Raw genomic sequence first — 26,869 nt, 5'->3', positions numbered from 1 at the left:
CGCAGGTTCGGCCGCGCCGTGGGGCGTCTCGGACACGGACGGAGACGCCGACTGGCCCGACGAGGAGATCACGCCCGGCGGCGACGCCCGCGAGAGCTGGGAGGGAAGCGCGTGACCGCCGTGGAGAGCCCGGTCGTCGTCCTCGACTTCCGGGGCGGACGGGACGTGCCCGAGGACGGCTCCGGGCTGCGCCGCCGGATGGCCGCACGGCTGCCGGACGGCGCGCGGGACCACACCGGCGACCTGCGGTTCCTGGTGGTGGACGACCCGGACGGGCTGACGGCGCACGCCGAGGCGTACGAACTGGTCGCGGGCGCGCCGACGCTGGGCGCGGTGCGTCTGCTCTGCCTGGTGACCGGCGACCTGGAGCGGCGACGCCCCGTGAGCCCGTCCCCGGACACGCCGTACCGGCCCGCTTCGTACCCGGACCCGCCGTACCGGGACATGCCGCACGAGGATGTCCCCGCACCGGAGGGCGGACGCCGGCTGCGGCTGGCGTCCGTGCTCCAGTCGTCCCACACGGGGGTGCTGTGGGCCCCCGACCCGCGGGCGGGGTACGACCAGGGCACCGGCGACCCCGGCGCGGAGAAGGAGGCGGCGCTGGCCGCGCTGACCGATCTGCTGCGCGTGCGGGAGATCTTCGACAAGGTGCTGGCCGAACTGCGCGACGCCCCGGTGTCGGTGGCCACCCTGTCGCTGCGGGTGCTGGAACACGACCTGACACCTGAGGCGCGGGACAGCGCGTGGGCCGGTGCGCTGGCCCGCTTCGCGGGGGCCGAGACGTCGCTCACCGCGCCCCTGGCCGCGCAGGAACTTCCGCGGCAGCTGGCCGAGTTGCTCGGCCCGGGACCTGAGCGTCCGGTGACGGAGCTGCTGCGTCCGGGCGGCGCGGCCGACTCCGCCCGCACCGCGTGCGAGCGGGCCCTGGACGCGCTCGCCGCACACCGGGACGAACTGAGCCACGCCCGCGCACTGCTGACGGGCCGCCGGACGGCGGACGAGGTGCCCGCGTCGACGGCCCGCGCGGCGGACGCGCTCGGCCGCTACCGGGACGTCGTGGCCCGGGTGCTCCGGGACAGCGGCGCGCCCGGCGTCCCGCGCGGCGACGCGCTGGCCCGGCTGTCCGACGGGGGCGTGGCACTGCCCGCGGAGATGAGGGAACGGCGCTCTCGTGGCGGCGACCCGGACGAGGGACTGCAACGCTGCACCGCGCACTGGCTGACCTCCGGGCTGCCGCTGCGCGCGGTCGCGGCCCGGCTGACGGCACTCGCCGAACGGGTCGCCCCGACGCCGTCCGCCGCCCGGCTGGGGGACCTGGAGCAGGCGTGCCCGGAGCAGTCCCTGGGACGGGTGTCGGCCGCGGTTCCGCTGTACTTCGCCCGTGCCCGGGCGCGGTGGCTGGTGCCGACGGCACTCACCGCCTTCCTCTCCGCGCTCGCGCCGTGGCCCGGCACGTTGCTCGCGCTGGTGCCGGCGCTGGTGTTCCTCCTCGGCGGCGCGCTGGCCCGCGCGGTCCGGCCGGGCCGCGCGGCGGGCGGCCGGATGCACGGGGCCGCTGCGGCCCGCACCGTGGCGCTGGCGGCGGGCGCGGGTGCCGGGTTCGGTCTGACGCTGCTGGTGAGCGTCCCGCGGGAGCTGGTGCTCGTGGGTGTGCTGGCCGGTGTGCTCGGCGCGGTTCTGTGCGTCGGGGCGTGGTGGCGCCGGGGGCTCGCCGACTGGTGGGAGGCGACAGGCATCTCCGGTCTGGGGCCGTGCCTGGCCCGGGTGGACGCGGCCCTGGCGGACGCGCTGCACCGCCAGTGGTGGGCGGCCGAGGAACGCACCCGGCTCGCCGACGGCGCCCGGACGCTCGCGGCGGTGCTGCGGGGCGCGGCCGTCGCGGCGGACGCCGGACACCCGCTGTCCGGCCCGCCGTCCGCCCCCGGCGCGGGAACGGCCGGCGCGGGTACGGCAGGTACGGGTACGGCCGGTACGGACGGCTGGTCCGACCCCGGCTGGGACGAGTCGTCCTGGCCGGCCGGACGGCCGGAGACGGCTCAGGCGTACGCGGGGGAACCGTACGGAACTCCGGCGAGCGTCCCGGCACCGCACGCGCCGGCCGGATCCGTCCCCGCACCGGAGCACGGGGAGGAACAGCCGCCGGAGCCGTCGTGGGGGGACCTCGACTGGCCCGACGACGCACCGGACGAGGCGTCTGGAGACGGCTGGGGCCAGCGCGCCGAGGGACCCGGGGACCGCGCCCGGACCGTGCCTCCGGTGGACCCGCCCTGGCTGCACCGGGGTGCGGGCGAGGGCGGCCCCGATCTGGTGCCGACCCTGGTGGCGGATCTGGCCGACGCGACGGTTGCCGCGCTGCGCGGCCGCGCGGACTCCTCCGGAGCCGCGGGAGGCGCTGGGCCCGGGGGCAGCGCACCGGCGACGCTGGAAACCGCCGTGTCCCGGGCCATCGCGGCGGCCGGGGCGGGCCTGCGTGACAACGGGGTGCTGCCCACTCCGCCCTACGCCCGGCCGGACCGGGCCCGGGCGGACGCCGCGGCGCTGCTGGGCATCGGCGTCCAGCGGGTCAGGGACGTGCTCAACACCGGGTCGGAGCAGGGCAGGCCCTTGCTGCTGTGTCCTCCCGCACAGCTCTCGCTGCTCAGCCGGGACCCGGCCGAGGCGCGGTCCGTCGCCTTCGCCCCCCAGGCCGTACGGCCGTCGGTCGAGACGACGCCTGGCGGGCGCGGTCCCGACGGAGAGCCGGCCGCGATGGTGTGGACGGAGGCCGGCCGCTTCGCCGGCACGCTGCGCCTGGTTCCGCTGCGCGCCGGTGTGGTGGAGAACGTGCGCGTACGCACCTGGGCACAGGACGGCTCCCTCACAACTCCCGGCGACGGGACGACCGGCACCGTCGCGGATCAGGGCGAGGAGTGGGCTCAGCGGTGAACCGCGTCAGGACGACGACCGACCGTGCCCCGGGCACACGGACCGACACAGTGGGGAAGTCATGGTGAACGACCAGCGGCCCGCATCGCGCCCCGACGGCTTCGGGCCGGCGGCGGAGCCGTTCACGGCGGCGGGCCTCCGGCCGGACGGCCGACAGGATCCCGCACCCTCCCGGGAAGGCCCCGTGGAGTTCTCGTTCGTCTCGCCGCAGGGCGTCACGCATCGGGTGCGGGCCAGGTTCGGTCCGGACCGGCCCCGTCTGGTCCGGCCGCCCGCGCTGGCCCGGCCGGTCCGTTTCGAGGACGGCTGGCAGGGCTTCCAGGTCCGGCTGCCGCGCGAGGCGGGCGCGGACCGGGAGGCGTACGCCCTGCTCCAGGCGGAGATCACGGCCGCGCTGGCGCTGCACCGCGCCTACGCGGGCACCCACTTCGGCGGCCTCTTCCCGACGCCGGTCGGTTACGACGTCAACACCCTGACGCCGTTCGTGCTGTACGCCGTGCCGCGCGGCCGCCCGCTGTCCGGTCCGACCGAGCGCGTGTCGATGGCCGAGCAGCGGGTCGTGGAGCGTGATCTGGTGCTGGTGGTACGGCTGATGGAGGCCGTCGGCCTGGTGCACCGGGGCATCGTGCCGGGCGCCGTCCGCGTGGACACGCAGGGCGTGCAGGTCTGGGACCTGGGCTCGGTGGTCCGGGCAGGGCGCCCCCGGGTGCCGTACGGGATCCCGCCCTACGCCTCGCCCGAGCAGCGGGCCGGGGTGGGCACGACGGACGCGCGGGACGCGCTGTGGAGCGTGGCACAGGTGCTGTACCACCTGGTCACCGGCCGCCCGGGAAGCCCCGACGGGCCTCCGGCCGACCTCGCCACGCAGCGGTCGGTGGCGGAGACGCTCGGACCGGTGTTCGCCCGTCAGGCCGCGGACCGGCCGACGCCGGACGCGCTGCTGCGCACGCTGGCGCCCGAGATCGCCGCCGAGGCGGCGGGCGCGCTGCTGCCGGACCCGATGGAGCGGCACCGCCGGGAGTTCGACGAGATCCGGCGCCGCAAGCACGCCACTTTCGCGCCCCCTCCTCCCACGGCGCACACTCCGTACGTCCCGGCGCAGGAGCACCTCGGGACGGCGGACGCGCCGCCCCGGCACGACGAGGCGCCGCCGCCGTTCACCGGCTACGAGTACCCGGTCCGCGAGCGCGGCCGGCTGCGCACCTGGATCAGTGGAGGACGTACCTCCGGCACGCACGAGCCCGGCGGGAGCCGGTCCGAAGGAGACACCCGCCGATGACTGTTCCCATGGGGCCGGAGGCCACCACCCAGGACGTTCTCTGCCCGTACTGCCTGGAGATCATCACGTACGACGAACAGCAGTTGTTCGTCCGCAACGACAAGCAGATGTTCGAGGAGTTGCGCGTGGACCGGCGGATCAGTCCGCTGCGCCTCGCCGACACCCTCCGCTCCGCCTATCAGCGGTGCGGCAGTTCCGAGGGCGGGCAGGCCCACTACATCCCGGTGCCGTACCTGACCAACGGCGCTCCGCTGACCGTGGCGATGGTCGGGGACTCCGCCACCGGCAAGACACATCTGCTCACGCAGATGATCGCGGAGATCGCGGACGGCGGTCTGAAGCGGTACGGGCTCCAGATGCAGTCGGTGAACCCGCAGGACCACCAGACGTTCATGAGCGAGCGGGTGGAACGGCTGCGGTCCGGCGAGATGCTCGAACACACCCGAAGCGCGGGCGAGTTCGCGGCGTTCGTGGACGCGTTGCTGCTGAGCCGCCCCGATGGGACGGCCCGGCCGGTGGCGTTCTTCGACCTGGCCGGCGAGGACCTGCGTCGCACCGATGCGCTGACCCGTTTCATGGTGGGCGTGGACGCGCTGATCTTCGTGGTGGACCCGTTGCGGGCCCTGCCGATGCCGTACCTGGACCCGCTGCGCGGCGACCTCGGCCACACCAGGGGCGGCGATCCGGCGTTCCAGACCGTGCTGGACCGGCTGCCGCGCACGAGCGGGCAGTACCTCGGGGTGGCGGCGGCGGTCGTGGTCAACAAGAGCGATCTGGTGCGGTTCGAGCCTCCCGTGGACCGCTGGCTGGCCGAACCTCCGCCGGACGGGCGGCTGGCCGACCGGTTCGCGGAGGAGAGCCGTGACGCGTACGCGTTCCTGCGCCACCACACCGGGCAGGCGTGGGTCGCCCCCTTCGACAGTGTGCTGCGCTGCACCCTGCACTTCGCCTCCGCGACGGGCAGTCACGACCACGAGGGCCGGTTCCCGCACGGCACCCGGCCGCTGCGGGTCCTGGAACCGCTGGTGTCGGTGCTCGCGATGTGCGGGCTGATCGACGACGGCGCCGCCGACGGAGCGACGGCGGTGGGCCTGTGACACCGGCACGACCCGGCCGGCCCGACGACACGGCCGCACCCGACGACCGGGTGCACCAGATCGTCTTCCGCTGGGCCGGCAACGTGGGCCACCGGGGCGCGGGGATCGCCGCGGTCGCCCACTCCTGCCCCGAGCCCGAGGCGCGTGCCCTCGCCGACCGGCTCGGCCCCGTCCTGCGCGTCATGGGCGGCGAGCAACGACCCAGTGTGGTCCGGCACATCCTCCCCGGCGGCCGCGTCCTCCTGGTCCGCCGCACGCCGGGATCCGACGCCCAGGGGCGCGACAGCACGGTGTGCCACGCGTTGCTGGGTCCGGCGAATTATCTGGTGCCGCTGTACTGCGTCAGTCTGGGTGCGGCCCCCTGGGCCGCACCGGGCTGGGCCGACCAGGTGACAGGGGAGATCGAGCCGGTGTCACGCGACAGGCTCAAGGCCCTGGCCACCGACATGCGGGACCGCATGTGGGAGAACGTCCCTCTGGTCCGGCGCCCGCTGGTGTGTCTCGTGGCCCAGTTCCTCCGCACCCCGGGGGCCCGGCTGTCGGCCCTGGCGGGCGAACTGGACGAGTCCCTGACCGAGGCGTACGCCCGGGCCCGGGAGCATCGGACTGTGCCCCCGCCGGAGGAGCTGCCGGAGCCGGCGCTCCTGGTGTTGTGGGGACTGTGGTGCGTCTTCGGCCCCTCTCTGGACCGGGAGCGGGAAGCGGCGAGCTGGCAGTTCGCCACCTTCGACACGAGGGACGACCAGCCGTACCGGGTGGTGTTCGTCCCGGCCTGGCGCGTCTCCCCCACGGAGGACGGCCGGCTGCGCCGGATCGATCTGCTGGACCCCGGCACGGACCGCGCCGCCGAACTCGCCACCATGCTCGTGGACCACTACCTGGACCGGCGGTCCGACGTGCCGTACCGGCGGCTGCTGGACACCGACCCGAACTCGGCCGACCCGGAACACCGGCGCTGCCACGCCCTGCTCCGGGAGGTGTGGCCCGGCAGGTACGGCGGGGCGCAGGTCACGGACACGGGTTCCGTTCACGTGGCCGACCCGGCCCAGGTTCGGTCTCCCGCTCCGTCGCCTGCCCCGGCTCCGTCCTCCGCTCCGTCCGTTCCGGCCCAAGGACGCGCCCAGGACCTCGTTCCGCCCGGCCGGCAACGGCCGCAGCCGCGGCCGGACGTCCGGGAGTCGCCCACTCCGCCGGCCTGGCAGGCCCCCGCCTCCGACGCGGCCAGGACCTCTTCGCCGGAGTGGGAGCGACAGCCGGTCGAGCAAGCGCCGTCGGCCGGCCCGCAGCCGGGTCCGGAGGCGAAGCCGACGACGGCGCGGCAACAGGCGCCGGGCACCCGGGAGACGTCGGGTACCGTGCAGACGCCGGGCGCCTGGGAGGAACCGGGGCGGCCCGCCCCCGCCGTACCGTCAGGTCCCGTCACCCACCATGGGCACCCAGGGCCGCCGGACGCTTCCTCCCCGTATCCGCCCGCGCCGAGTGCGCCCCCTGAGTTCCAGCCACGGGAGGGCCTGGACGCGCCCGCCACCCGACGTACGACAGGGGCCGGAGCCGGTTTCACGACGGTCCCCGGATCGGGAGCGATCACCGACCGGCTGACGCCGGAGTACCAACGCTTCCTGCGGGACGAGGCGTTGCCGGTGCTCTTCGACCAGCCGGTGGCAGGACGGTCGACGGTCTCGAAGCTGCTGGGGCACAGGGGCCGCCGGTCCCGTCTGGGGACGTCCCAGATCCGCGCCCTGGCCGAGGACCTGACCTGTGCGACGAACCGTGCGGGACGCGCCGCCGACCTCCGGCACAGCGCGGAGGAACGTCTGTCGCAGACCCACCACGAGGACCTGCTGTCGCTCCTGCGCCAGCCCCTGACGTACGCGGCGCAGAACATGATCCTCGAACACCTGCCGCACGCGGTCCAGGCGGAGGAGGCAGCCCGCGAGCTGCTGGCCGGCCTTCTGGCCGCCGACTTCCGGATCACGCCGCCCCCGGACCTCTCCGACCCGTACGCGGCCGACCTGCACAGCCGGCGCACCGCCCGCATGGTCCGCTGGTTCTTCACCTGGCTGGTCGACTCCCGGACGACGAAGCACCAAGTCCCGCGGCTCACCAAGTATCTGCGCTCGATCGCCTCGTCCGACGCGCCGGAAGACCACCGGATCCTCCAGGAACTCCTGATCGACGCGGAGGAGCACCGCATCCCGGAGCTGCCGAAGGAGACCTGGCTCGCCGTCACCCGCGCGCTGTACGAGAAGGCCCATCCTGTGCAAGGGAACTGACCTCCCCGCTGCCGGGGTCGGCGGGCGGGGTGGCTCAGTCCTCCCCGGAGTCGTGGTCCGGATGGTTCGCCGCGCCCACGCGCCAGTAGCCCCGCGTGGTGACCTGCGGGCGCGGCAGTCCCCGGTCGGTCAAGAGATACGACCGCGCCTCACGGACCGCCTGGGCCTCGCAGGTGATCCGGGGCAACGCGGTCCTCCACGCCCTCCAGCTCCGGCTGCCCCCCTTCCGCCCTCACCAGCAACGCGCCGCCGCAGGGCTCTCTCCTCCACCGGGCACGGCTTGACCCTCCCCCTGCGTCAGGCTTGAGGCTCTGTGCCGACGAAAGGGGAGGCGGATGAGCTACTCCGTGGGGCAGGTCGCGGACTTCGCCGGGGTGACGGTGCGGACGCTGCACCACTACGACAAGGCGGGGCTGCTCTCGCCCAGCGACCGCAGCCCGGCCGGCTACCGGCTCTACGGCGAGGCGGACCTGGTCCGGCTTCAGCAGATCCTCTTCTACCGTGAACTGGGCTTCCCCCTCGAGGAGATCGCCTCGCTCCTCGACGACCCGCAGGCGAACGCCCTGGAGCGGCTCCAAGACCGGCTGCGGCGACTGAACGAGGAGATCGCCAGGCTGCGGCGGCTGGCCGAGGTCGCGGAACGGGCCATCGAGGTTCAGCGGACCGGCGTGCCCCTCACCCCCGAGGAACGCTTCGAGGTCTTCGGCGAGGTCGCCTTCGACCTGAGCTACGCCACCGAGGCGGAGCTGAAGTGGGCGCACTCGGAGGGACAGCGCGAGGCGATGGCGCGCGCGAACGCCCACACCAAGGAGGACTGGACCCGCCTCATGGGCGAGGCCGCCGCCTGGCGGGCGGAGTTGCTCGCGGCCTTCGACGAGGGGGAGCCGAGCTGCGGCGGGCGGGCCATGGACCTCGCCGAGGAACACCGCCTGCACATCGCGCGCTGGTTCACCTCCTGCCCGCCCGACATGCACCGGCGTATCGCGGACGACTTCGTGGCCGACCCGCGTGCCTTCGCCCTGGTCGTACCGCCGTCGCAGCAACGCCCCGGCCTGGCCGCCTATCTGCGCAAGGCGGTGCACGCCAACGCCGCCCGCCACTCCGGTGACCGCACCGATCTCGAGGGAAGCCGATGAGAATCGTGATCGCGGCGGCAGGGTCGCGAGGCGACGTCGCCCCGTACACGGGGCTGGGCGCCGTACTGCGCCAGGCCGGCCACGACGTCACCCTCGCCGCCACGGACACGTTCGCGCCTCTCGCACGCGAGGCGGGACTGAAGTTCCGCGGCCTGCCCGCCGACACCCGGGCGCGGGGTGACGTCACGGGCAGGCGTGGCCTGATGCGGACCGCCGCCGCCTTCGTCACCGAACTGGGCCAGGGTTTCGCCGACGCGGTGGACGACGGCGCGGACCTGCTCCTGCTGTCGGACGTGCAGGCGGTGCGGGTGCGGGTCGCGGCGATGCTGTTGACCACGACTTCGTGGCTGGTCAGGGGCCTGCCACGCCAGTTCATGGTGATGAGAACCACGGGGATGGCCCGCGCTTCCGACCCGCGGCCCACCTCCCTGGCGTTGTCGGCGTGCGGCTACTGGCGTACAGCGGTCCACTGCACGGAAAGGCGCTGCAGCAGCTGTTCAGCCGAGTCGTCGGGGTGGAACTCCTGGAGGACCTGTGCAAGACGCAGAGCGCGGGCGACCTGGGGACCGGGGGAAAGGCCGAGCGCCTCCATGACGTCCGAAGCAGAGACGATCAAGGCTCCGCTCGTGTCGGCGAGAAGAGCCCACTCGGCGCGCAGGCGGATCTCACGTTCGAAATCGGCGTCGTGCGCCAGCTTCTCAAGTGCTCTGGCCCACCGCACCCGGTACCGGGCATGGATGCTGTTCAGCTTCTGATCGTTGAGCCGCTGAAGCCCCAGGTCTCCCGCAGCCTCCTGAAGGCTTTTCCTGTAACGCGGATAGTCCTGACGTTCCAAGGCGGCACGCCACTGCAGCACCAAAGTGGACTTCTCAGGACTGCGCTCGACGGACTTGGCTATGGCCAGCATGAAATGGGCGTAAGCCTCGTTCTGTTCAAGCAGCCTGGCCAAGCAGTGCTGCCATTCGACGATGGACTGGGGCACGACAGACCCACAGGCCCGCTCGAACCACTCGTTGCAAACTCGCTCGGTCTCCTCGCTCTCGGAGACCGAAGCGTCCATGTGATGGACCAGAAACGCGCGCAACCGGCGCATCGTGTCCGCGAAGTCCTTCTCGGGCGGCGTGTGTCCCAGAGCCGCAGCCTGTTCGTAGAGCCACCTGCTGGAGGCCGCCCATGCCTCCGAATACCACGCCCGCATCCAGATCGTGGCGAAGAAGAAGGCGGTCTGCGGGTGAGTGAAGTCGGGTGGAGGCAGACTGACGTCCGTGCCGGCTGAACGCTTCAACAGGTGGCGGGCGAGCCGGTCGAGATTCCGATGGACGCCGGTGATGCGATTCCAGGCGGCCTCGGGCGCGACCGGCGGGGTGGGATGCGTCGTTGTCACCGAGCACCTCGCACTTCGCTCTGCCGGCGGGCGGCAGGCCCCAGAAGCGTGGGCCCACGACGCTCTCCAGGTCTCCGCGGAGGCTCCAGCCGCGGACCGATCATGTTGAACGAGATGTAGGCGTCAAGCGTCCTTCCTTCGACGGCTTGGTCAGGTCCGAAGTCGGAGGGGTTGAATGGGAGCTCCCGCTGGTACCCCTCGACCCAACAGCGACCACCCTGGAAGTCCGTATCTACCCGCAGAACTCGAGCCCGGAAGACTCGGGGAGCACCGTCCTCCCAGCTCGACACGTAGACATTGATCACGCGGCGGCGATCTCGCTGCTCCAGTGAGAGCCGGTCCAGGTCTCGGAACGCGTCCATCGCCCGATCGATACTGCCAAGGTGGAAGAGCGCCAGCGCGCGCATGAAGTGGACCCTGAGCGAAGGCATCGCGTCGTAGGCCGACGCAAGTTCCGTGAACTCGAGGCACTCCTGCCAGGCAGCCTGATCCAGCGGCAGGGTCTGGCGCTCACCAGAGAGGAATCGCTCACCGGTTCGCGCGAACCACAGCAGGTCGACGGCAAGGCGCACGCAGCGTTCATCTTGGAGCCGGAGGGGGTTCCGCCTGAGATGCTTCAGAGCCTGCTGCACGCCCTCCTGGTCGGGTTCATTGTTGATGAAGCCACTGACTTTCAGGGCATAGAAGAAGGCGGCCAGCGGCTCGTCGTACGCCTCAAGCTTTTTCAACTGCTGCTCTGCCAGGAAATGGTCGCTTGCCAGCGAGGCGATTTCCGCGAACTTGCTGTGGTAGAGGCCAGCCTGTCCGGGCTCAAGAGTCTCCGGGTCTATCACTGTCAGGGCGCTCAGGCAGTCACCGACTAGCGTGGCTGCAGCCTCGTCCGACAGCGCTCCCGCTTTGAACGTGTCCCGGGTCGCCCAGCAGAGCACATCCACCGGGTAGTAGTTGGTCGCTTCGCACTCCAGAGCCGACTGGACGCTGCGCTTGAGTTCCACGAGTTCGCCCGAAATGTACTCCTCACTCGGCAACGGCTGAGGAACGCCGCCGTCAGGTCCGGAGTGGAGCAATTCGTACAGTTGGGAGCCACGAATGCTGGCCTGCTCGACGTAGAGATTCAGGCGGATGTCCCGCCGGTGACCCAAGTCTTCCGCTTCCCGCAGCGCCTCGTCCACGGCCTCCTGCGCTGCCTTCAAAGCACGGCGTCGCAGTTCGGCGTCCGGTCCCTGCCGACGCTGGTCCCACACCGCCCACTCACGCCGCATGTTCACCTCTTTGTGGGTGAGCCGTGCATGAATCACAGGGTTGGTGACCATCATTCTCAGCTTGGCGATGGAGTCAGCGATCAGCAGGTACTGGGCCCCGTACTTCCGCTGCTCCCGGTTCTTCTGCGGGCCAATCGCGGTGAGGAGCGCCATGACGAACTCGATCTCTGGGCCGCCATTACGGGCTCGGGAATCAGGCCGGACCAGTTCGATCACTTCCGCAATCTGAGCCGCCTCCCGCTCCTCCCCCCATCGGCGGGCGCCGGTCAGTAGGGTTGCCTCCAACTGGTTACGCCCTCCGAGGGTGTAGTTGCCCTGTTCATCCTCGTCCCAGCGGATGATGTCTATGCCACTCAGCAGGTCGGGAAGATTCCGGACGCCGTCGCGGCCGATGGTGCGCAGGGCAAGCTCAAGTGGCATACGCAGGCCATGGCTGTGAATCAGTAGGATCAAGCTGAGGAGGCGCTCGTATGGGTCGTCCTGCCAGGCGGACGCCCCCTCTGCCAAGGTGTCCGGGAGTGCTTCCAGGCCGTGCAGCAGGCCGGCCTCCTCCAGGGCCGCCGCCATGATCGTGGGCGGCTCGTAGCTGATCCGCGTACGGGCGGCATTGCCCAGGCGCTCCTCGGAGCGCCTCAGCTCGAGCACCAAGCCGTGGGACAGAGGAACATGCGCGTCGGGCAGTAGGCGGTATAGAGCCGACAGGAACGACCGATCGCGGGCCACGACCGCCTCGTCCGCGTTCTTGAGGACGATGCCAAAGTCCGCCAGGTAGCGGGTGAAGCGGTCAAGCTCTTTCCCGGCGATGGTGGCCGGCGCCTCGACGAAATCTCTACTTCGCCGGTACCGGGGGGCCGTCTTCACCTGTTTGTCAGCCCGCCCACGCTTTCTACCACCGCCGTCGCCGAACTGGTCCTCGTCCCAATAGCAACTGCCGACCAGGACCACCTTGCGGCCCCGGCTACGCAGATAGTCGAAGAGCCGCTGGTAGTCCTCAGGCTCCAACATGCCGTCCCACACGATCAGAGTGTTGGCCCCTGACTGCTCCTCCGCCCATAGGCAGAAGTCATCAAGTGCCTGAAACTCCGGGCGCGTCGACTTGCGCGGGATATGGAGGACGACTCGCCTACCTGTCCGGGCAGTCTGGAAGGCCAGCCGAGCCAGAGCGACGCTCTTCCCCGTCCCTGACTGACCGACAACCAGAAGCGGTCCCCGTCGCTCCGGGGATGCGGCTGCATCTTCGACCAAGTCCGTCAAGTCTTTCTCGAAGTTGCGCTGGAAGGGGAGGCCGCGGGCATGCGCCCACCAGGTCGGCGAACCGTCGCTCGCACCAAGAAACTCGCGGAACTTCTGGAAGCGCCGATGCTTGGACTCAGCAGGCGGATCGTCGAGGAGGTCCACGTCCACCGGACGGGCGTGCGGCAGAATCCGCTGCCAGCGACTCCGGTCGATGGGCAGGCGTCGGTCGCCGACGCGTACCGCGTGGGTTGAGGTAGTGGTCGGGCCGCCGTCGCTCAGACGACCGGTGCTCCGCGCCTCCTCCACCAGAGAGGCGAATGTCTCCCGGTGCGGGACAAGCACCTTGAGATTGATCGCCTCACGTACGAACTCGTCCGCGAGGATTTCGTCGGTCGTGGAGAACAGGTGCACCTGGTTCGGAACCGCGTCGCAGATCTGGCTGTAGAGCGTCTCGGGGTCGAGCCAGTCGCAGAGAGACCAGCCCTCCACCACCAACAAACCCCGCGGGGTCAGTCCGTCCGTAACGATCCGCGACAGAGCCTCGGCTGCCAGCGCTCTGCGTCGCGCCAACTCCATCTTCGTCGCGGGCGGTCTCTCGTCGACCGGCTGATCAACGCCTCCGAAGAGCATGAGCGCTTGGACGTCGGCCATGTCGCGCGACAGGCGCGTCCGGTCGCGCTGCGGCACAGTCTCCTGGACCGTCCGCCAGTCCTGTTTGAGACCCAGCCGCCACGAGGGATCGACGGCCGAGGAGAGCACGCCGTTCCAAGGGAACTCCAGCGTGGTCTTCAATGACGGCGGCAGTACCAGTGCACGTCCAGCATCATTGAGCGCCTTGACAGCCGCCTCACGGCTATCCGGGACGGCACCAAGAATTGCCTGGTAGGCGGTCTCGGGCACGTCGTCCATACCCAGTGACCTGGCTAGAGGTCCTACCAGCGGGTCGTGCCCCGTTTCGATGGATAGATAGCTCTGCCCCAGGAACAAGAAGGACGGACCCCTGTCCAGCCGCTCGAACAGGGCCTGCTTCCCCACCGACATGTCGTCTCCAGGTGAATAACCCCCGGTCGCCCCGACGTAGGCGACGGACCGTCAATTGTGCACGGAGGAAACGGTTTTCGCACCCGTCTTGGCGATCCGCCAAGTCCAGCATGACGCCCCCAGGAAACAAGCGCCTTGTGCATCCTGCGGTAGTCGGGTGGGACTACTGCGTCACGGCAGTCGGACTCGGCGCCACCCTCTGGACCTCCGATCCGCACGACATTCGCACCCTCATCGACGCCGAGGACATCAAACCCGCTCCCGTCATCCGCGCAGTCCGAACTCCGGGCGGGTCGGACACCGCCCGGTGTCCCTGCAACGCCTGTCCCGGCATGCCCTGCCGCCTCACACGAGGTCGGACAGCAAGAGCTCCAACTCCCTCTCCTCCGCGACACGGGCACCGAGCTCCGCGAGGGTGGCCTCGATCGCGGGTCCCAGGGGGTCTCTGTCGGGGTGCTGGCGAGTGGTGACGGAGGGGGTGAGGCGGCGCGGTTCACGGCCACGCAATAGTCCGCGTACCGTCAGCTCGCTGAGCTTGGCGATGAGGAAGCCCCGTTGCAAGGTGAGCAAGGAGCCGTTCTGCACCGCCTCGGAGACGCTGAAGCCCTTCGTCTCGACGCTGTCCGGCTCGGGCCCTGCGAGGCGCAGGGGCATCCAACTGGTCGGGGAGGAACCGAGGAGGGTGCGACGGTACCGCCGATCGCGCCCGACGTCCAAGCACTCGCCGGGGACCACGACAATGTCCCGGCCCATGAGGGCGGCCGTCTCGTGCTGGTGCGCGGCCTCCCGTCAACGTCATGCATCGGAAGACCGCAGTGATCGACGAGCGAACAGTGGCGATCGGCAGCCTCAACACGTTGGCCAGTCATGGACCGCGAGGTCATGGTGACGATGCGCGGCGGCCACTTCGCCCGCAAGCTCCTGGAGCACAAGCAGGCCGAGCTGCAAAACAGGGCCCAACGGCCGGAGCAACGCCTGGAATCAGGACGTCAAGGCAGGCGGGGGCGGCCCAGGGGGAGTGCTGCTGCCCACCATGGCAATGCCTACGGCCGCCTGGAGTCGCTCAACACCGACGACTACCGGGCCTGTCCTGTCGTTCTGCCAGCCGCTCCACTGCGTGACTCGGCCCTTGTCCCATCGGGAGACTACTTCTTCCGACCGTGCGGGCGGTCAAGTGCACGCGGCGGAGAGCCGGGGCATCGGTCACAGGATGGCCGAGCCCCCGGTCATGCACGCAGCCTCCGTCCCTCCAGCTGCATTGGCCGGCAGCGTGGTGTCGACTGGGTGGAAGTTCACCGGCACCGAGCTCCTGCACGCGCGCCCGGGAAATCTTTCAGAGAAGTTGAAACGGTGGAATCACTTCAACCACGGCAAGAAGGGGCGGTCGGCTGTACGGCAGGGACTGGGTGGTGAACCAGCCTCCGCACGGCAAGTCATGCCGACGGGCCGTCCCCGAGGTGGGCTCACCGAGCTCGGCGGGATCAATACCGAGGTTCGCCATCTCGACCAGCTGATCGGCAATGATCTTCAGTTCGTCCCGCACGACCTGCGGATAGCTGATCTCGTCCTCGGCATGGAAGGCGTACTCCCATACCCAGAGGTCGTCAAAGCTCACCGAGCGCCCGCCTGATGAAGGCCCACCTCGGCTGCGGCGCTACGCCGGATGCTGCTGATCTCCGCGGCAATGGCGCGTGCCTCGTCCAGGCCGACGGCCCTCGCCGCGCGCGCCTCCAAGTCACGGAGGCGGGCAGACGTCTCCGGCCTACGCGCTATGGCCACTTCCACGGCCCAGCCCTGAACGAAGTTCCGCAGCGGCGTCGCGGAGACGTTCAGCCGGGCCTTGGCCGTGGCCGCCGCCCGCGCCTCGTCGAACCGGGGAAGCAGGTCCGGTGCGACCTGCGCGAGGGCCGAGCGGATCGCCTCCACCTGCATGGGCGGCTGCGAAACGTCGGCCGCCTCCTGCGCAGGCTCACTCATCGTCGCGCTCCTCTCCCTGCCCTGTCCCGACGAGCGTGCACCTGAACCACTGCAGATATCAAGCGCACCCCTGAAACAACACCCGATCGAAAGTTCCAGCACTACGGAAAGCCCCCGCAGCAGCATGACCCCACCGCTTGGATCATCACTCTTTGTAGCCAGATGCAGTCATCTGCAGCAGGGCCACGCAGCTCTTCCCACAGCGCAACTGTCCTGGCTAGCCGCCAACGTGGCGCGCAGCCTCCGGCATGTCGCCTGCCGCCGAGTTCCAGCGTCAAACGAGCGTTGGAATCCCGAAAACCACCCGCCCCACCTGTCACGCCAGCGTAAAAACCGCAGGTGGGACCGGTGCACGAGCTTCGACGTGTTGGCTCCCGCAATACACGTCGAACACCCTGCCTCTTCAGCAAAACCGCAGGTCAGACGCCCTTCTTCACCGGCTCCAGAATCGCCACGCACTCCACATGATGCGTCATCGGAAACAGGTCGAACACCCGCAGCGTCCGCACCTTGTACCCCCCGTCCCGGAAGTACGCCAGGTCGCGGGCCAGGGCGGCCGGGTCGCAGGCGACGTAGGCGATGCGGCGGGCGCCCAGGGAGGAGAGGTGCTCGACCGTCCTGCGGCCGGCGCCCGCGCGGGGCGGGTCGAGGACGACCAGGTCGACCTCGGTGATGCCGGTGCGGGGCAGCACCGACTCGACCTTGCCCTGCTCGATCCGCACCCGGGGGAAGTCGGCCAGGTTGTGCCGGGCGTCCTCCACCGCGCGCTTGCCGGACTCGATGCCGAGCACCGCGCCCTGCTCGCCGACCCGGTCGGCCAGCGCGCCCGCGAACAGGCCCACCCCGCAGTACAGGTCGAGCGCCATGTCGCCCTTGCGCGGAAGCAGGCCTTGCATGACCGCGGTGACGAGGGTGTCGGCGGCTTTCGGGTGGACCTGCCAGAAGCCGCCGTTGCCGACCCGGTAGGTGCGGCCGTCGGCGCGCTCGCGGACGAACGGGCGGCCGTGCACCCGGTGCACCTGGCCGTTGCGCTCGTCGATGCGCAGCACCGAGACGGGGCGGTCCAGTTCGACCAGCGGGAGGCGCGCGCCGGGCTTCGGCGTCAGCACCACCTGGCGGTCCTGGGAGCCGGTCGCGGCGATCGCCTCGACCGAGTCCATGCCGGTCCAGTCCCGCTTCTCGATGCCCAGCTCGCTGACGCCCTCCGCGGCGATCAGGCAGTGGTCGATCGGCTCGACCTCGTGCGAGCGGTGCCGGCGCAGTCCCGCGCGGCCGTCCGCCGTCACCGCGTACTGCACGCGCGTGCGCCAGGACGGGACCTGGCCCGCGGGCACCTTGTCGCCCTCGGCGGGCATCACCGTGCCGTCCCAGCCGGCCTCCTCGGGCGTCAGCCCGGCCAGCCGCTGGAGCTGCTCGGCGACGACTTCGCCCTTGAGCCGCCGCTGCGCGCCCGGCTTGGCGTGCTGCCAGTCGCAGCCGCCGCAGCGGCCGGGGCCGGCGAACGGGCAGGGCGCGTCGATACGGTCCTTCGACGCTTCCAGCACCGTCACCGCGTCGGCGCGCAGGAACCGCGCGCCCTCCTCGCCCTCGGTGACACGGGCGACGACCCGCTCGCCGGGCAGGGCGTGCCGGACGAAGAGGACCTGCCCCTCCGACGTACGGGCGATGCAGTGGCCGCCGTGGGCGACGGGGCCGATCTCGACCTCGTACTCCTCCCCCACCAGTGATTTCCTCGGTTCTGCCTGCATGGCGGGGTGACTCCACAACATCGGGTACGGGCGGGCGGGCCTGGCGGCCCGGGACAACAGCCCACCAGTCTACGTGCGCGACGAGCTGTCCTTCGCCCGCTCGGCGGGTCCCCGGCGCACCGAGCCGGGCGCGGCCCAGTCCTGCCGCCTGCGGGCGCGCAGTTTCGCCGCCTCGGAGGACTCCAGCTGGTACGGCACCGAGGTGACCATCACACCCGGCGTGAACAGCAGCCGGCCCTTGAGCCGCAGCGCGCTCTGGTTGTGGAGGAAGTGCTCGTACCAGTGGCCGACCACGTACTCCGGGATGATCACGGAGACCACGTCCCGCGGCGACTGCGCGCGCAGGCTCTTGACGTACTCGATCACCGGACGGGTGACCTCCCGGTACGGGGAGTCGAGGACCTTCAGGGGGACGTCGATGCCGCGCCGCTCCCACTCCTCGCGCAGCGCCCTGGTCTCCTCGGGGTCCACGTTGACGCTGACCGCCTCCAGGGTGTCGGAGCGCAGCAGCTTCGCGTAGGCGAGGGCGCGCAGGGCGGGGCGGTGCACCTTGGAGACCAGGACGACCGAGTGGACGCGGGACGGCCGTAGGGTGTCCTCGCTCGGGGTGTCCGGCGCGGCGATCTCCTCGGCGACGCGGTCGTAGTGGCGGCGGATCGCCGTCATCGTCGCGTAGAAAATGCACATGCCGAGCAGGGCGACCCAGGCTCCGTGCGTGAACTTGGTGAGCAGCACCACGACCAGCACCAGGCCGGTGAAGAAGGCGCCGAAGGCGTTGATGGCCCGGGAGCGGATCATGTGGCGGCGCGCGGCCAGGTCACGTTCGCCGGCCAGCAGCCGGTTCCAGTGCCGGACCATGCCGATCTGGCTGAGCGTGAAGGACACGAACACGCCGACGATGTACAGCTGGATCAGCCGGGTCGAGTCGGCGCCGTAGATGCACACCAGCAGTGTGGCGGCGCCCGCGAGCAGCACGATGCCGTTGGAGAAGGCGAGACGGTCGCCGCGGGTGTGCAGCTGGCGGGGCAGGTAGCGGTCCTGGGCGAGGATCGAGCCGAGCAGCGGGAAGCCGTTGTACGCGGTGTTCGCGGCGAGGAACAGCACCAGCGCGGTGGCCGCGGCGAGGATCATGAACAGCACGCTGCCGTGTCCGAAGACGGCCTCGGCGACCTGGGAGATCACCGGGTCCTGCACATAGCCGGGGCCGAGCGGGACGCCGTTGTGGACGAGGTCCTCGCCCGGGTTCTCCGCCATCCGTACGTCGGTGGCGGCGGCCAGCGCGATGATGCCGCAGAACATGGTGACGGCGAGCAGGCCCATCATCGCGAGGGTGGTCGCAGCGTTGCGCGACTTGGGTTTGCGGAAGCCCGGGACGCCGTTGGAGATCGCCTCGACGCCGGTGAGCGCGGCGCAGCCGGAGGAGAAGGCGCGCAGCAGCAGGAAGACGAGGGCGAAGCCGGCCAGGCCGGGGTGCTCGGGTTTGATCTCGAAGTCGGCGGTCGGCGCGCGCATGTCGTCGCCGAGGACGACCCCGCGGAAGGCGCCCCACGCGATCATGAGGAAGACGCCGGCGACGAAGACGTAGGTGGGGATCGCGAAGAGCGTGCCCGACTCCCGGACCCCGCGCAGGTTCATCAGCGTCAGCAGCACGATCACGCCGACCGCGCAGGCCACCTTGTTCTCGACGACGAACGGGACCGCCGAGCCGAGGTTCTCGATGCCGGAGGAGATCGACACGGCCACGGTGAGGACGTAGTCGACGAGCAGGGCGCTCGCGACGGTCAGGCCGGCTCTCGGGCCGAGGTTGGTGGTGGCCACCTCGTAGTCGCCGCCGCCGCTGGGGTACGCATGCACGTTCTGCCGGTAGGAGGCGACCACGGTGAACATCAGCACGACCACCGCGGCGGCGATCCAGGGGCTGAAGTGGTACGCCGACAGGCCCGCGATGGACAGGACCAGCAGCACCTCGCCGGGCGCGTACGCCACGGAGGACAGCGGGTCGGAGGCGAAGACGGGGAGTGCGATGCGCTTCGGCAGGAGCGTTTCGCCCAGCCGGTCGCTGCGTAGTGCGCGCCCGATGAGGATGCGTTTGGGCACGTCGGTCAGTTTGGACACAAGTGTGGATCGTAAGCCGTCCGGGGACTGGTGACGCACCCGCCACCCCAGATCCATACGGCATCCATACGGCTGCTGCTCTCCGGGTGAAAAGTCGGGGCGCCGGGGTGCGGGTTGCGCAGTTCGGGGGAGTCCCATGCCTGTACGACCACATGACCGGCCGTTGTCGCCACGCCTCGTGGAGGGTCCCATGCACACGACCGCAGAACTCATCGGCGCAGCGGCCGGCCTCGTCGTCCTCGGGGTGCTGGCTGTCGCGAGCGTGCGGAGCATCACGCGCCGGTAGGTCCTCGTGGGTTGCCCGCGCCCCTGAGGGAAGGCGCCCCGAAAGGGGGGCGGGGAACTGCGCGCCCGGCCCCCACCGCGCCGCGGACGGTATGGCCGCCCAGGCCCGTACCGTCGGTTACGGCATGCAGAGACGCCCCCGAGGGGCGTCACCGCCCGCCGGCCCCGGCATGATGTTGCCTGGCGGCCGCCAACAGGCCGCGACGTGTTGCCTGGCGAGCCGAAAGAGAGACATGAGCACGAAGGTCATGAAGGTCGCACGGCCTGCAGGAAGCGCGGTGTAACGCGATGCATATCGTCATCATGGGCTGCGGCAGGGTCGGTTCCGCCCTGGCCCACGCCCTGGAGGAACAAGGGCACACGATCGCCGTGATCGACCAGGACCCCACCGCGTTCCGCCGGCTGGGCTCCTCGTTCGGCGGCCGCCGGGTCACCGGTGTCGGTTTCGACCAGGACACCCTGCGCGAGGCCGGCATCGAGGACGCCGGCGCCTTCGCCGCCGTGTCCAGCGGCGACAACTCCAACATCATCGCCGCCCGGGTGGCCCGCGAGATGTTCGGCATCGAGAACGTCGCCGCCCGCATCTACGACCCCCGGCGCGCGGAGGTCTACCAGCGGCTGGGCATCCCGACGGTCGCCACGGTCCGGTGGACCGCCGACCAGATGCTGCGCCGGCTGCTCCCCTCGGGCGCCGAGCCGCTGTGGCGCGACCCCACGGGCGGGGTGCAGCTCGCCGAGGTGCACACCTCCCCGGCGTGGGTGGGGCACCGCGTCTCCCGGCTGCAGGACGAGACGGGTGTGCGGGTCGCGTTCCTCACCCGGCTCGGCGAGGCCATCCTGCCCAGCTCGCAGACGGTGTTGCAGGAGGGTGACCTGGTGCACGTGGTGATGCGCACGGACGAGATCGACCGGGTCGAGGCGGCCTTCGCCAAGGGACCCGACGAGGAGGGCGGTCGCTGATGAGGGTCGCCATTGCCGGAGCCGGCGCGGTGGGCCGCTCGATCGCGGGCGAGCTGCTGGAGAACGGCCACGAGGTCCTGCTGATCGACAAGGCGCCGACCGCGATCTCGGTGGAGCGCGTCCCGCAGGCGGAGTGGCTGCTCGCCGACGCCTGCGAGATCACGTCCCTGGACGAGGCGGCGCTCCAGCGCTGCAACGTCGTCATCGCCGCGACCGGCGACGACAAGGTCAACCTGGTCGTGTCGCTGCTCGCGAAGACCGAGTACGGCGTGCCCCGGGTCGTCGCCCGGGTGAACAACCCGAAGAACGAGTGGCTCTTCAACGAGTCCTGGGGCGTGGACGTCGCCGTCTCCACCCCGCGTCTGATGTCGGCGCTGGTGGAGGAGGCGGTGAGCGTCGGCGACCTGGTCCGCCTGCTGCGCTTCAGCCACGGCGACGCCAACCTGGTGGAGCTGACCCTGCCGGAGGAGTCCGCGCTGGCCGGGACGCAGGTCGGGGACGTGGAGTGGCCGCAGGACACCTCGCTGGTGACGATCATCCGCGGCACGCGGGTGCTGACGCCGACCCGCGAGGACTCCCTGGAGGCCGGCGACGAGCTGCTCTTCGTGGCCGCGCAGGCCCGGGAGGAGCAGCTGGAGGACCTGCTGTCGGTCCGCAAGGAGGCGTAACAGCCGAAACGTGAGGGGCGCCCGGAGTGATCCGGGCGCCCCTCACGTACGACAGCGAACCTCAGGACTGGCGACGGTGCCGGCCGGCCGGCGCCCCTTCGCCCGCGTTCTCCCCCGCGGCAGCGGCCGCCTTCCGCTCCTCCTCCGCGCGCTCCTGCGCCTCCATCTCGGCGAAGACGTCGATCGGCGGCGGGGCCTTCGCCAGGAACACCCAGGTCAGGTAGACGGCGAGCAGGAACGGCGGGATCTTCAGCGCCACCAGCACCCAGCCGAGCTGGGTGGTGTCCGCCCACCAGTACAGCGGGAAGAGAATCGCGCACTTGGCGAGCAGGATCAGGCCCCAGGCCCAGCTGGCCTTGGTGTACGCCTTCTTGCGGCCCGGGTTCCTGGTGCGCCAGGAGAGGTTCTCCTTGAACACCGGGCCCAGCATCAGGCCGATCAGCGGGACCCCCGCCATCGCCGTGACGATGTACGCCAGGGCCAGGCCCAGGGTGTAGAGCATGCCCGGCAGGTAGAAGTCCTTGGCGTTGCCGGTCATCATCGCGAAGACCACGCCGAAGCCGACGCCGAAGACGCCGCTGAACGCGTGCTTCACGGTGTCCCTGCGGACCAGCCGGACCACGACCATGACGAGCGCCACGCCGAGCGCCGCGAGCGCCGACATGTGCAGGTTCTTGTTGACCGTGTAGATGCTGACGAAGAGCAGCCCCGGCAGCACCGTCTCGACCATGCCCCGGACACCGCCGAACGCCTCGAACAGGGCGGCTTCCGTCACCGCCCGGGCGTCGTCCGCGGACGTGTCCGCGGAGGTCTCTTCGGTTGTCGGCTTGTCGAGCGACGTCACCGGCTACTCCCGTCCGAGGGGTCTCAGTTCGTATTTCGGATTGAACAGCACCCGGCGACCACGGCTCATGGCGATCCGGCCCGATGCGATCAGCTTGCGCCCCGGCTCTATCCCCGTGATGGAGCGCCTGCCGAGCCACACCACGTCCAGCGCGGCGGTGCCGTCGAACAGCTCGGCCTCCAGGGCCGGCACTCCCGCGCGCGGACGCTGCGTGACCGTGCGCAAGGTACCAGTAACCGTGACGATCTCGCGGTCCTGGCAGTCACCTATCCGCGTGCAGCCGGCCGTCGCGGCGTCCTCGCGCAGCTCCTCCGACTCCAGGTCCTCCTGGGAGGACGAGAGCCGGTCGAGCATGCGGCGGAACCGGCCTGCCGGCTTCTCGGACCGAGGAACAGCACTCATATCTGAAGCGTACCGGGGTGCACTGACGGTTACGTACCCCCTGCTTCCCCGGTCCGAACGGCTCCGCGTCACTTCTCGAAGCGGTAGCCCATGCCGGGCTCGGTGATGAGATGGCGCGGCCGGGACGGGTCCGCCTCCAGCTTGCGGCGCAGCTGCGCCATGTAGACCCGCAGGTAGTTGGTCTCCGTCCCGTACGACGGCCCCCACACCTCCCGCAGCAGCTGCCGCTGCCCCACCAGGCGGCCCCCGGCGCGCACCAGCGCCTCCAGGAGATGCCACTCGGTGGGCGTGAGCCGTACGTCACGTCCGTCTCGGTGGACCTTCTTCGCTGCGAGGTCGACGGTGAACGCCTCGGTCTCCACGACCACGTCTCCCCCGTCGGCGGGTTCCGCGCGCCGTACGGCGGCCCGCAGCCGGGCGAGCAGTTCGTCCATGCCGAAGGGCTTGGTGACGTAGTCGTCGGCGCCGGCGTCCAGCGCCTGGACCTTCTCGCCGGAGGCGTGCCGCGCGGACAGCACCAGGATCGGCACCCGGCTCCACTCGCGCAGCCGCCGGATGACGTCGACGCCGTCCGTGTCGGGCAGGCCCAGGTCGAGGACGACCACGTCGGGGTGGCGGGCGGCGGCCGTGCGCAGGGCGCCCGCCCCGTCCTCGGCGGAGTCGACCTCGTACTGCCGGGCCCTGAGGTTGATCACCAGGGCCCGCACGATGGCCGGGTCGTCGTCGACCACCAGCACCCGGGTCATGAAGCCCGCCTTTCGTTCCGGGCGGCGACGCGGCCGTCCTCCGGCCGGGCGTCCGCCGCGTGCAGGGTGAGGGTCATGGTGAGGCCTCCGCCGGGCGTGTCGTCGGCGTTCAAGGTTCCGCCCATGGCCTCGGTGAAGCCGCGCGCGACCGCGAGGCCCAGGCCGACGCCGGCGCCGCGCGGGGCGTCCCCGTGCCGCTGGAACGGCGCGAAGATGCGCTCCTTCGCCTCGTCGGGGACGCCGGGGCCGCGGTCGACGACCCGTACCTCGACCCGGCCGGCGAGGGCGCTGGCGGCGACCAGCACCTTCTCCCCGGGCGGGCTGTACTTCACGGCGTTCTCGATCACGTTGGCCATGGCCCGCTCCAGCAGTCCGGGGTCGGCGTCGACCATGGGCAGGGTCTCGGGGACGTCGAGGGCGACGCTGTCCTCGGGCACCCCGCCGAGGGCGCGCGGCACCACCTCGTCCAGGTCGGTGCCGCGTATCAGCGGGGTGACCGTGCCGGTGTGCAGGCGGGACATGTCGAGCAGGTTGCCCACCAGGTGGTCCAGGCGGTCCGCGCCGTCCTCGATGCCCTCGAGGAGTTCGGCGCGGTCCTCGTCGGACCATTCGACGTCCTCGGAGCGCAGCGAGGAGACGGCCGCCTTGATCCCGGCCAGCGGGGTGCGCAGGTCGTGGCTGACGGCGGCGAGGAGCGCGGTGCGGATGCGGTTGCCCTCGGCGAGGGCGAGGGCGCGGTCGGCCTGTTCGCGCAGCCGCCTGCGGTCCAGCACGACGGCGGCCTGCGCGGCGAAGGCGGCCAGCACCCTGCGGTCCTCGGCGGGCGGCACCCGGCCGGTCAGGGCCAGCGCCATGTGGTCGCCGACGGGCACCTCGACGTCGGCGTCCTCGGGCCGTTCGACCGGCCGGCCGCGGCCCGCCCGTCCGGCGCAGGTCCACGGCTCGACGTCCCCGGCGCGTTCCAGCAGCGCGGCGGACTCCATGCCGAAGGTCTCCCGGACCCGCTCCAGCAGATCCTCCAGGCCGGTCTCGCCGCGCAGCACGTTGCCCGCGAGGAACGACAGGATCTCCGACTCGGCGCGCAGCCGGGCCGCCTGCTGGGTGCGCCGGGCCGCGAGGTCGACCACGGACGCGACCGACGCGCCGACCGCGACGAAGACGACGATGGCGACGATGTTCCGCGGGTCGGAGACGCTCCAGGTGTGCAGGGGCGGGGTGTAGAGGAAGTTGAGCAGCAGGGAGCCGACGGCCGCCGAGGCGAGGGCCGGCCACAGTCCGCCGAGGAGCGCCGCGGCGACGGTCACCGCGAGGAACATCAGCATGTCGATGGCGAGCCCCGGGTCGACGGCGCTGAGGAGCACCGCCAGGACGACGGGTCCCGCCGTGCCGACCGTCCATCCCCAGGCGAGCCGCAGCCGTCCCAGGGGCGCTCCCCGGGCTACGGGGAGTCCGCGGCCCTTGGCGGCCTCCTCGTGGGTGACGATGTGCACGTCCATGTCGGGTCCGCAGTCGCGGGCGACGGTCGCGCCGACGCCGGGGCCGAAGACGTACTGCCAGGTGCGGCGGCGGGAGGAGCCCAGCACGATCTGGGTGGCGTTGGCGCCGCGCGCGAAGTCGAGCAGGGCGGCCGGTATGTCGTCGCCGACGACGTGGTGGAAGCTGCCGCCGAGGTCCTCGACGAGGGTGCGCTGGGCGGCGAGCTCGCCGGGCGAGGCGGAGGTGAGGCCGTCGCTGCGGGATATGTACACGGCGAGCAGCTGTCCGCCCGCGCCCTTCTCCGCGAGCCGCGCGGCGCGCCGGATGAGGGTGCGCCCCTCGGGTCCGCCGGTCAGCCCGACCACGATCCGCTCGCGCGAGCCCCAGATCGCGGAGACGGCGTGCTCGCTGCGATAGCGCTGAAGGTGGGCGTCGACCCGGTCGGCGACCCACAGCAGGGCGAGTTCCCGCAGGGCGGCGAGGTTGCCGGGGCGGAAGTAGCTGGAGAGGGCCGCGTCGACCTGGTCGGGCTGGTGGATGTTGCCGTGCGCCATGCGGCGGCGCAGCGCCTCGGGCGTCATGTCGACCAGTTCCACCTGGTCGGCGCGGCGCACCACCTCGTCCGGCACGGTCTCCGCCTCGCGTACGCCGGTGATGGACTCCACGGTGTCGCCCAGCGACTCCAGGTGCTGGATGCCGACGGTGGACAGCACGTCGATCCCGGCGGCCAGCAGCTCCTCCACGTCCTGCCAGCGCTTGGCGTTGCGCGAGCCGGGCGCGTTGGTGTGGGCGAGTTCGTCGACGAGGGCGACGCGGGGGCGGCGGGCGAGGACGGCGTCGAGGTCCATCTCGGCGACGGTCGCGCCACCGTGCTCCAGCCATCTGTACGGGACCTGCTCCAGGCCGGTCAGCAGGGCCTCGGTGCGGGGCCTGCCGTGCGTCTCCACGAAGGCGACGACGCAGTCGGTGCCCCGTTCGGCGCGGCGGCGCGCCTCGGCGAGCATCGCGTAGGTCTTGCCCACGCCCGGCGCCGCGCCGAGGTGGATCCTGAGCTTGCCGCGTCCCATGGCCCCATTGTCTTCCGGTCGTGCTCCTGGCGGAGTCGACCTTAGTTAGGGCCTGTCCGGCGGATCATGCCGGGGGCGCGGGGTTGCAAGGCGCCGCTCCTTTCCCCCGACTTGATCCGCCGGACAGGCCCAAGGCCGCCGTGCACGGGGGCCCGACCGCGGGCGGGGGCGCGGGGCCCGGCCTTGACGCAACCCTGACGCGAGGGCCGGGCGGCCCGCCGGTCAGTGCTCGGTGATCTGCCCGTCGCTCAGTTCGAGGACGCGGTCGGCCAGGTCGAGGAGGGTGGTGTCGTGGGTGGCGACGAGCGCGGTGACGTTCTCGCTGCGGACGACCGCGCGCAGCAGTTCCATCACGGCGTGTCCGGTCTCGGCGTCGAGCTGGCCGGTGGGCTCGTCGGCGATGAGCAGGGAGGGGTTGTTGGCGAGGGCGCGGGCGACGGCGACCCGCTGCTGCTGGCCGCCGGACAGCTCTCCGGGCCGCTGGGCGGCGTGGTCGGCGAGGCCGACGAGGGACAGCAGCAGCTCGACGCGCTCCTCGCGCTCGCGGGGGTCCGCGCCGCGCAGCCGCAGCGGGACGCCGACGTTCTCGGCGGCGCTGAGGATGGGGATGAGGCCGAAGGACTGGAAGACGAAGCCGACGTGGTCGCGGCGCAGGGCGAGCAGGCCGTCCTCGTCGAGACCGGCGAGGTCCCGGCCGTCGACGTCGACGCGTCCCCGGTCGGGGGTGTCGAGGCCGCCGACGATGTTCAGCAGGGTGGTCTTGCCGGATCCGGAGCGCCCCTTGAGGGCGACGAGTTCGCCGCGCGGGACCTCGAAGGAGACGCCTCGCAGCGCGTGCACGGCGGCGGCGCCGCTGCCGTACGACTTGTGCACGTCCTCGACGCGCACCATGGCGTCGGTGATCGTCCGTCCCATGTGCGGATGCCCTCCCCCGTGGACCGGGCGCCA

General features: G+C 71.5%; 20 protein-coding genes and 2 pseudogenes. 8 read left to right on the top strand and 14 right to left on the bottom strand.

Going from position 1 to position 26,869, the window contains the following annotated elements; translation table 11 throughout:
• Positions 1 to 111: 111 nt before the first annotated feature.
• The 4 genes from AY578_RS25155 to AY578_RS25140 all read left to right on the top strand — a co-directional run bounded on the left by AY578_RS25155 (position 112) and on the right by AY578_RS25140 (position 7,574).
• Positions 112 to 2,925 carry a hypothetical protein gene (locus AY578_RS25155; protein ID WP_258905601.1) on the top strand — a complete coding sequence of 938 codons (2,814 nt, stop codon included), beginning with the start codon at positions 112 to 114 and terminating at the stop codon, positions 2,923 to 2,925.
• A 184-nt stretch (positions 2,926 to 3,109) separates the two neighbouring features.
• Positions 3,110 to 4,204 carry a protein kinase family protein gene (locus AY578_RS25150; protein WP_158693597.1) on the top strand — a complete coding sequence of 365 codons (1,095 nt, stop codon included), beginning with the start codon at positions 3,110 to 3,112 and terminating at the stop codon, positions 4,202 to 4,204.
• On the top strand, positions 4,201 to 5,301 hold the full coding sequence (locus AY578_RS25145) for a hypothetical protein (RefSeq protein ID WP_137208790.1): 1,101 nt from the start codon (positions 4,201 to 4,203) through the stop codon (positions 5,299 to 5,301). The genes AY578_RS25150 and AY578_RS25145 overlap by 4 nt, the downstream gene beginning before the upstream one ends.
• Complete coding sequence (locus tag AY578_RS25140; protein ID WP_215047880.1) at positions 5,298 to 7,574, top strand: hypothetical protein; 2,277 nt, start codon at positions 5,298 to 5,300, stop codon at positions 7,572 to 7,574. The genes AY578_RS25145 and AY578_RS25140 overlap by 4 nt, the downstream gene beginning before the upstream one ends.
• A gap of 34 nt (positions 7,575 to 7,608) precedes the next feature.
• Here the strand turns inward: AY578_RS25140 and AY578_RS25135 are convergent, their stop codons facing one another.
• Complete coding sequence (locus AY578_RS25135) at positions 7,609 to 7,761, bottom strand: SIP domain-containing protein (protein ID WP_237556981.1); 153 nt, start codon at positions 7,759 to 7,761, stop codon at positions 7,609 to 7,611.
• Between the two features lie 148 nt (positions 7,762 to 7,909).
• On the opposite strand from AY578_RS25135, the gene AY578_RS25130 reads away from it, so the two are divergent.
• Positions 7,910 to 8,710, top strand: coding sequence for a MerR family transcriptional regulator (locus AY578_RS25130; RefSeq protein ID WP_215047881.1), 801 nt, complete (start codon positions 7,910 to 7,912; stop codon positions 8,708 to 8,710).
• Positions 8,707 to 9,012: pseudogene (locus AY578_RS25125) on the top strand (glycosyltransferase); the annotation flags it as partial. The gene AY578_RS25130 and the pseudogene AY578_RS25125, both read left to right, overlap by 4 nt.
• On the opposite strand, the pseudogene AY578_RS25120 reads toward AY578_RS25125, so the two are convergent.
• The 8 genes and pseudogenes from AY578_RS25120 to AY578_RS25085 all read right to left on the bottom strand — a co-directional run.
• A pseudogene (locus AY578_RS25120) lies at positions 9,003 to 9,092 on the bottom strand (ISAzo13-like element transposase-related protein); the annotation flags it as partial. The pseudogenes AY578_RS25125 and AY578_RS25120 overlap by 10 nt on opposite strands.
• Positions 9,093 to 9,158: 66 nt before the next feature.
• The gene (locus AY578_RS25115; protein ID WP_168713447.1) at positions 9,159 to 10,094 is read right to left on the bottom strand and encodes a hypothetical protein; all 936 of its coding nucleotides are present in this window, start codon (positions 10,092 to 10,094) and stop codon (positions 9,159 to 9,161) included.
• Positions 10,091 to 13,501, bottom strand: a complete 3,411-nt coding sequence (locus tag AY578_RS25110) for a P-loop NTPase (RefSeq protein WP_161107088.1) — start codon at positions 13,499 to 13,501, stop codon at positions 10,091 to 10,093. Before AY578_RS25110 ends, AY578_RS25115 begins: the two co-directional genes overlap by 4 nt.
• A 477-nt stretch (positions 13,502 to 13,978) precedes the next feature.
• Positions 13,979 to 14,287 (bottom strand): hypothetical protein, encoded by a 309-nt coding sequence (locus AY578_RS25105; protein ID WP_161232246.1) that lies wholly within the window; start codon positions 14,285 to 14,287, stop codon positions 13,979 to 13,981.
• A gap of 679 nt (positions 14,288 to 14,966) precedes the next feature.
• Positions 14,967 to 15,248, bottom strand: coding sequence for a hypothetical protein (locus tag AY578_RS25100; RefSeq protein ID WP_136238776.1), 282 nt, complete (start codon positions 15,246 to 15,248; stop codon positions 14,967 to 14,969).
• Positions 15,245 to 15,610 (bottom strand): hypothetical protein, encoded by a 366-nt coding sequence (locus AY578_RS25095; protein ID WP_136238777.1) that lies wholly within the window; start codon positions 15,608 to 15,610, stop codon positions 15,245 to 15,247. The genes AY578_RS25100 and AY578_RS25095 overlap by 4 nt, the downstream gene beginning before the upstream one ends.
• Positions 15,611 to 16,029: 419 nt before the next feature.
• Positions 16,030 to 17,358, bottom strand: a complete 1,329-nt coding sequence (locus tag AY578_RS25090; RefSeq protein ID WP_136238778.1) for a class I SAM-dependent RNA methyltransferase — start codon at positions 17,356 to 17,358, stop codon at positions 16,030 to 16,032.
• Between the two features lie 69 nt (positions 17,359 to 17,427).
• Positions 17,428 to 19,473 (bottom strand): APC family permease, encoded by a 2,046-nt coding sequence (locus AY578_RS25085; RefSeq protein ID WP_019526376.1) that lies wholly within the window; start codon positions 19,471 to 19,473, stop codon positions 17,428 to 17,430.
• Between the two features lie 573 nt (positions 19,474 to 20,046).
• Between AY578_RS25085 and AY578_RS25080 the strand changes: the two genes are divergently transcribed.
• Both AY578_RS25080 and AY578_RS25075 read left to right on the top strand, forming a co-directional pair.
• On the top strand, positions 20,047 to 20,718 hold the full coding sequence (locus AY578_RS25080) for a potassium channel family protein (RefSeq protein ID WP_019526374.1): 672 nt from the start codon (positions 20,047 to 20,049) through the stop codon (positions 20,716 to 20,718).
• Positions 20,718 to 21,386 carry a potassium channel family protein gene (locus AY578_RS25075; RefSeq protein WP_019526373.1) on the top strand — a complete coding sequence of 223 codons (669 nt, stop codon included), beginning with the start codon at positions 20,718 to 20,720 and terminating at the stop codon, positions 21,384 to 21,386. The genes AY578_RS25080 and AY578_RS25075 overlap by 1 nt, the downstream gene beginning before the upstream one ends.
• 61 nt (positions 21,387 to 21,447) lie before the next feature.
• Here AY578_RS25075 and AY578_RS25070 read toward each other — a convergent pair whose 3' ends face one another.
• The 5 genes from AY578_RS25070 to AY578_RS25050 all read right to left on the bottom strand — a co-directional run bounded on the left by AY578_RS25070 (position 21,448) and on the right by AY578_RS25050 (position 26,836).
• Positions 21,448 to 22,230, bottom strand: a complete 783-nt coding sequence (locus AY578_RS25070) for a DUF3159 domain-containing protein (protein WP_019526372.1) — start codon at positions 22,228 to 22,230, stop codon at positions 21,448 to 21,450.
• A 3-nt stretch (positions 22,231 to 22,233) separates the two neighbouring features.
• On the bottom strand, positions 22,234 to 22,632 hold the full coding sequence (locus AY578_RS25065) for an OB-fold nucleic acid binding domain-containing protein (RefSeq protein WP_078504644.1): 399 nt from the start codon (positions 22,630 to 22,632) through the stop codon (positions 22,234 to 22,236).
• A gap of 68 nt (positions 22,633 to 22,700) precedes the next feature.
• Positions 22,701 to 23,378, bottom strand: a complete 678-nt coding sequence (locus AY578_RS25060; RefSeq protein ID WP_215188173.1) for a response regulator — start codon at positions 23,376 to 23,378, stop codon at positions 22,701 to 22,703.
• Entirely contained in the window at positions 23,375 to 25,921 is a 2,547-nt protein-coding gene (locus AY578_RS25055) for an ATP-binding protein (RefSeq protein WP_215188174.1), read from the bottom strand. The genes AY578_RS25060 and AY578_RS25055 overlap by 4 nt, the downstream gene beginning before the upstream one ends.
• A gap of 222 nt (positions 25,922 to 26,143) precedes the next feature.
• Positions 26,144 to 26,836 carry an ABC transporter ATP-binding protein gene (locus AY578_RS25050; RefSeq protein WP_028960105.1) on the bottom strand — a complete coding sequence of 231 codons (693 nt, stop codon included), beginning with the start codon at positions 26,834 to 26,836 and terminating at the stop codon, positions 26,144 to 26,146.
• Positions 26,837 to 26,869 lie beyond the last annotated feature (33 nt).

Origin of the sequence: Streptomyces thermocarboxydus (assembly GCF_024760485.1) — a bacterium.
GTDB classification, from domain to species: domain Bacteria; phylum Actinomycetota; class Actinomycetes; order Streptomycetales; family Streptomycetaceae; genus Streptomyces; species Streptomyces cellulosae.
This window is presented reverse-complemented; position numbering and strand designations above follow the sequence as displayed.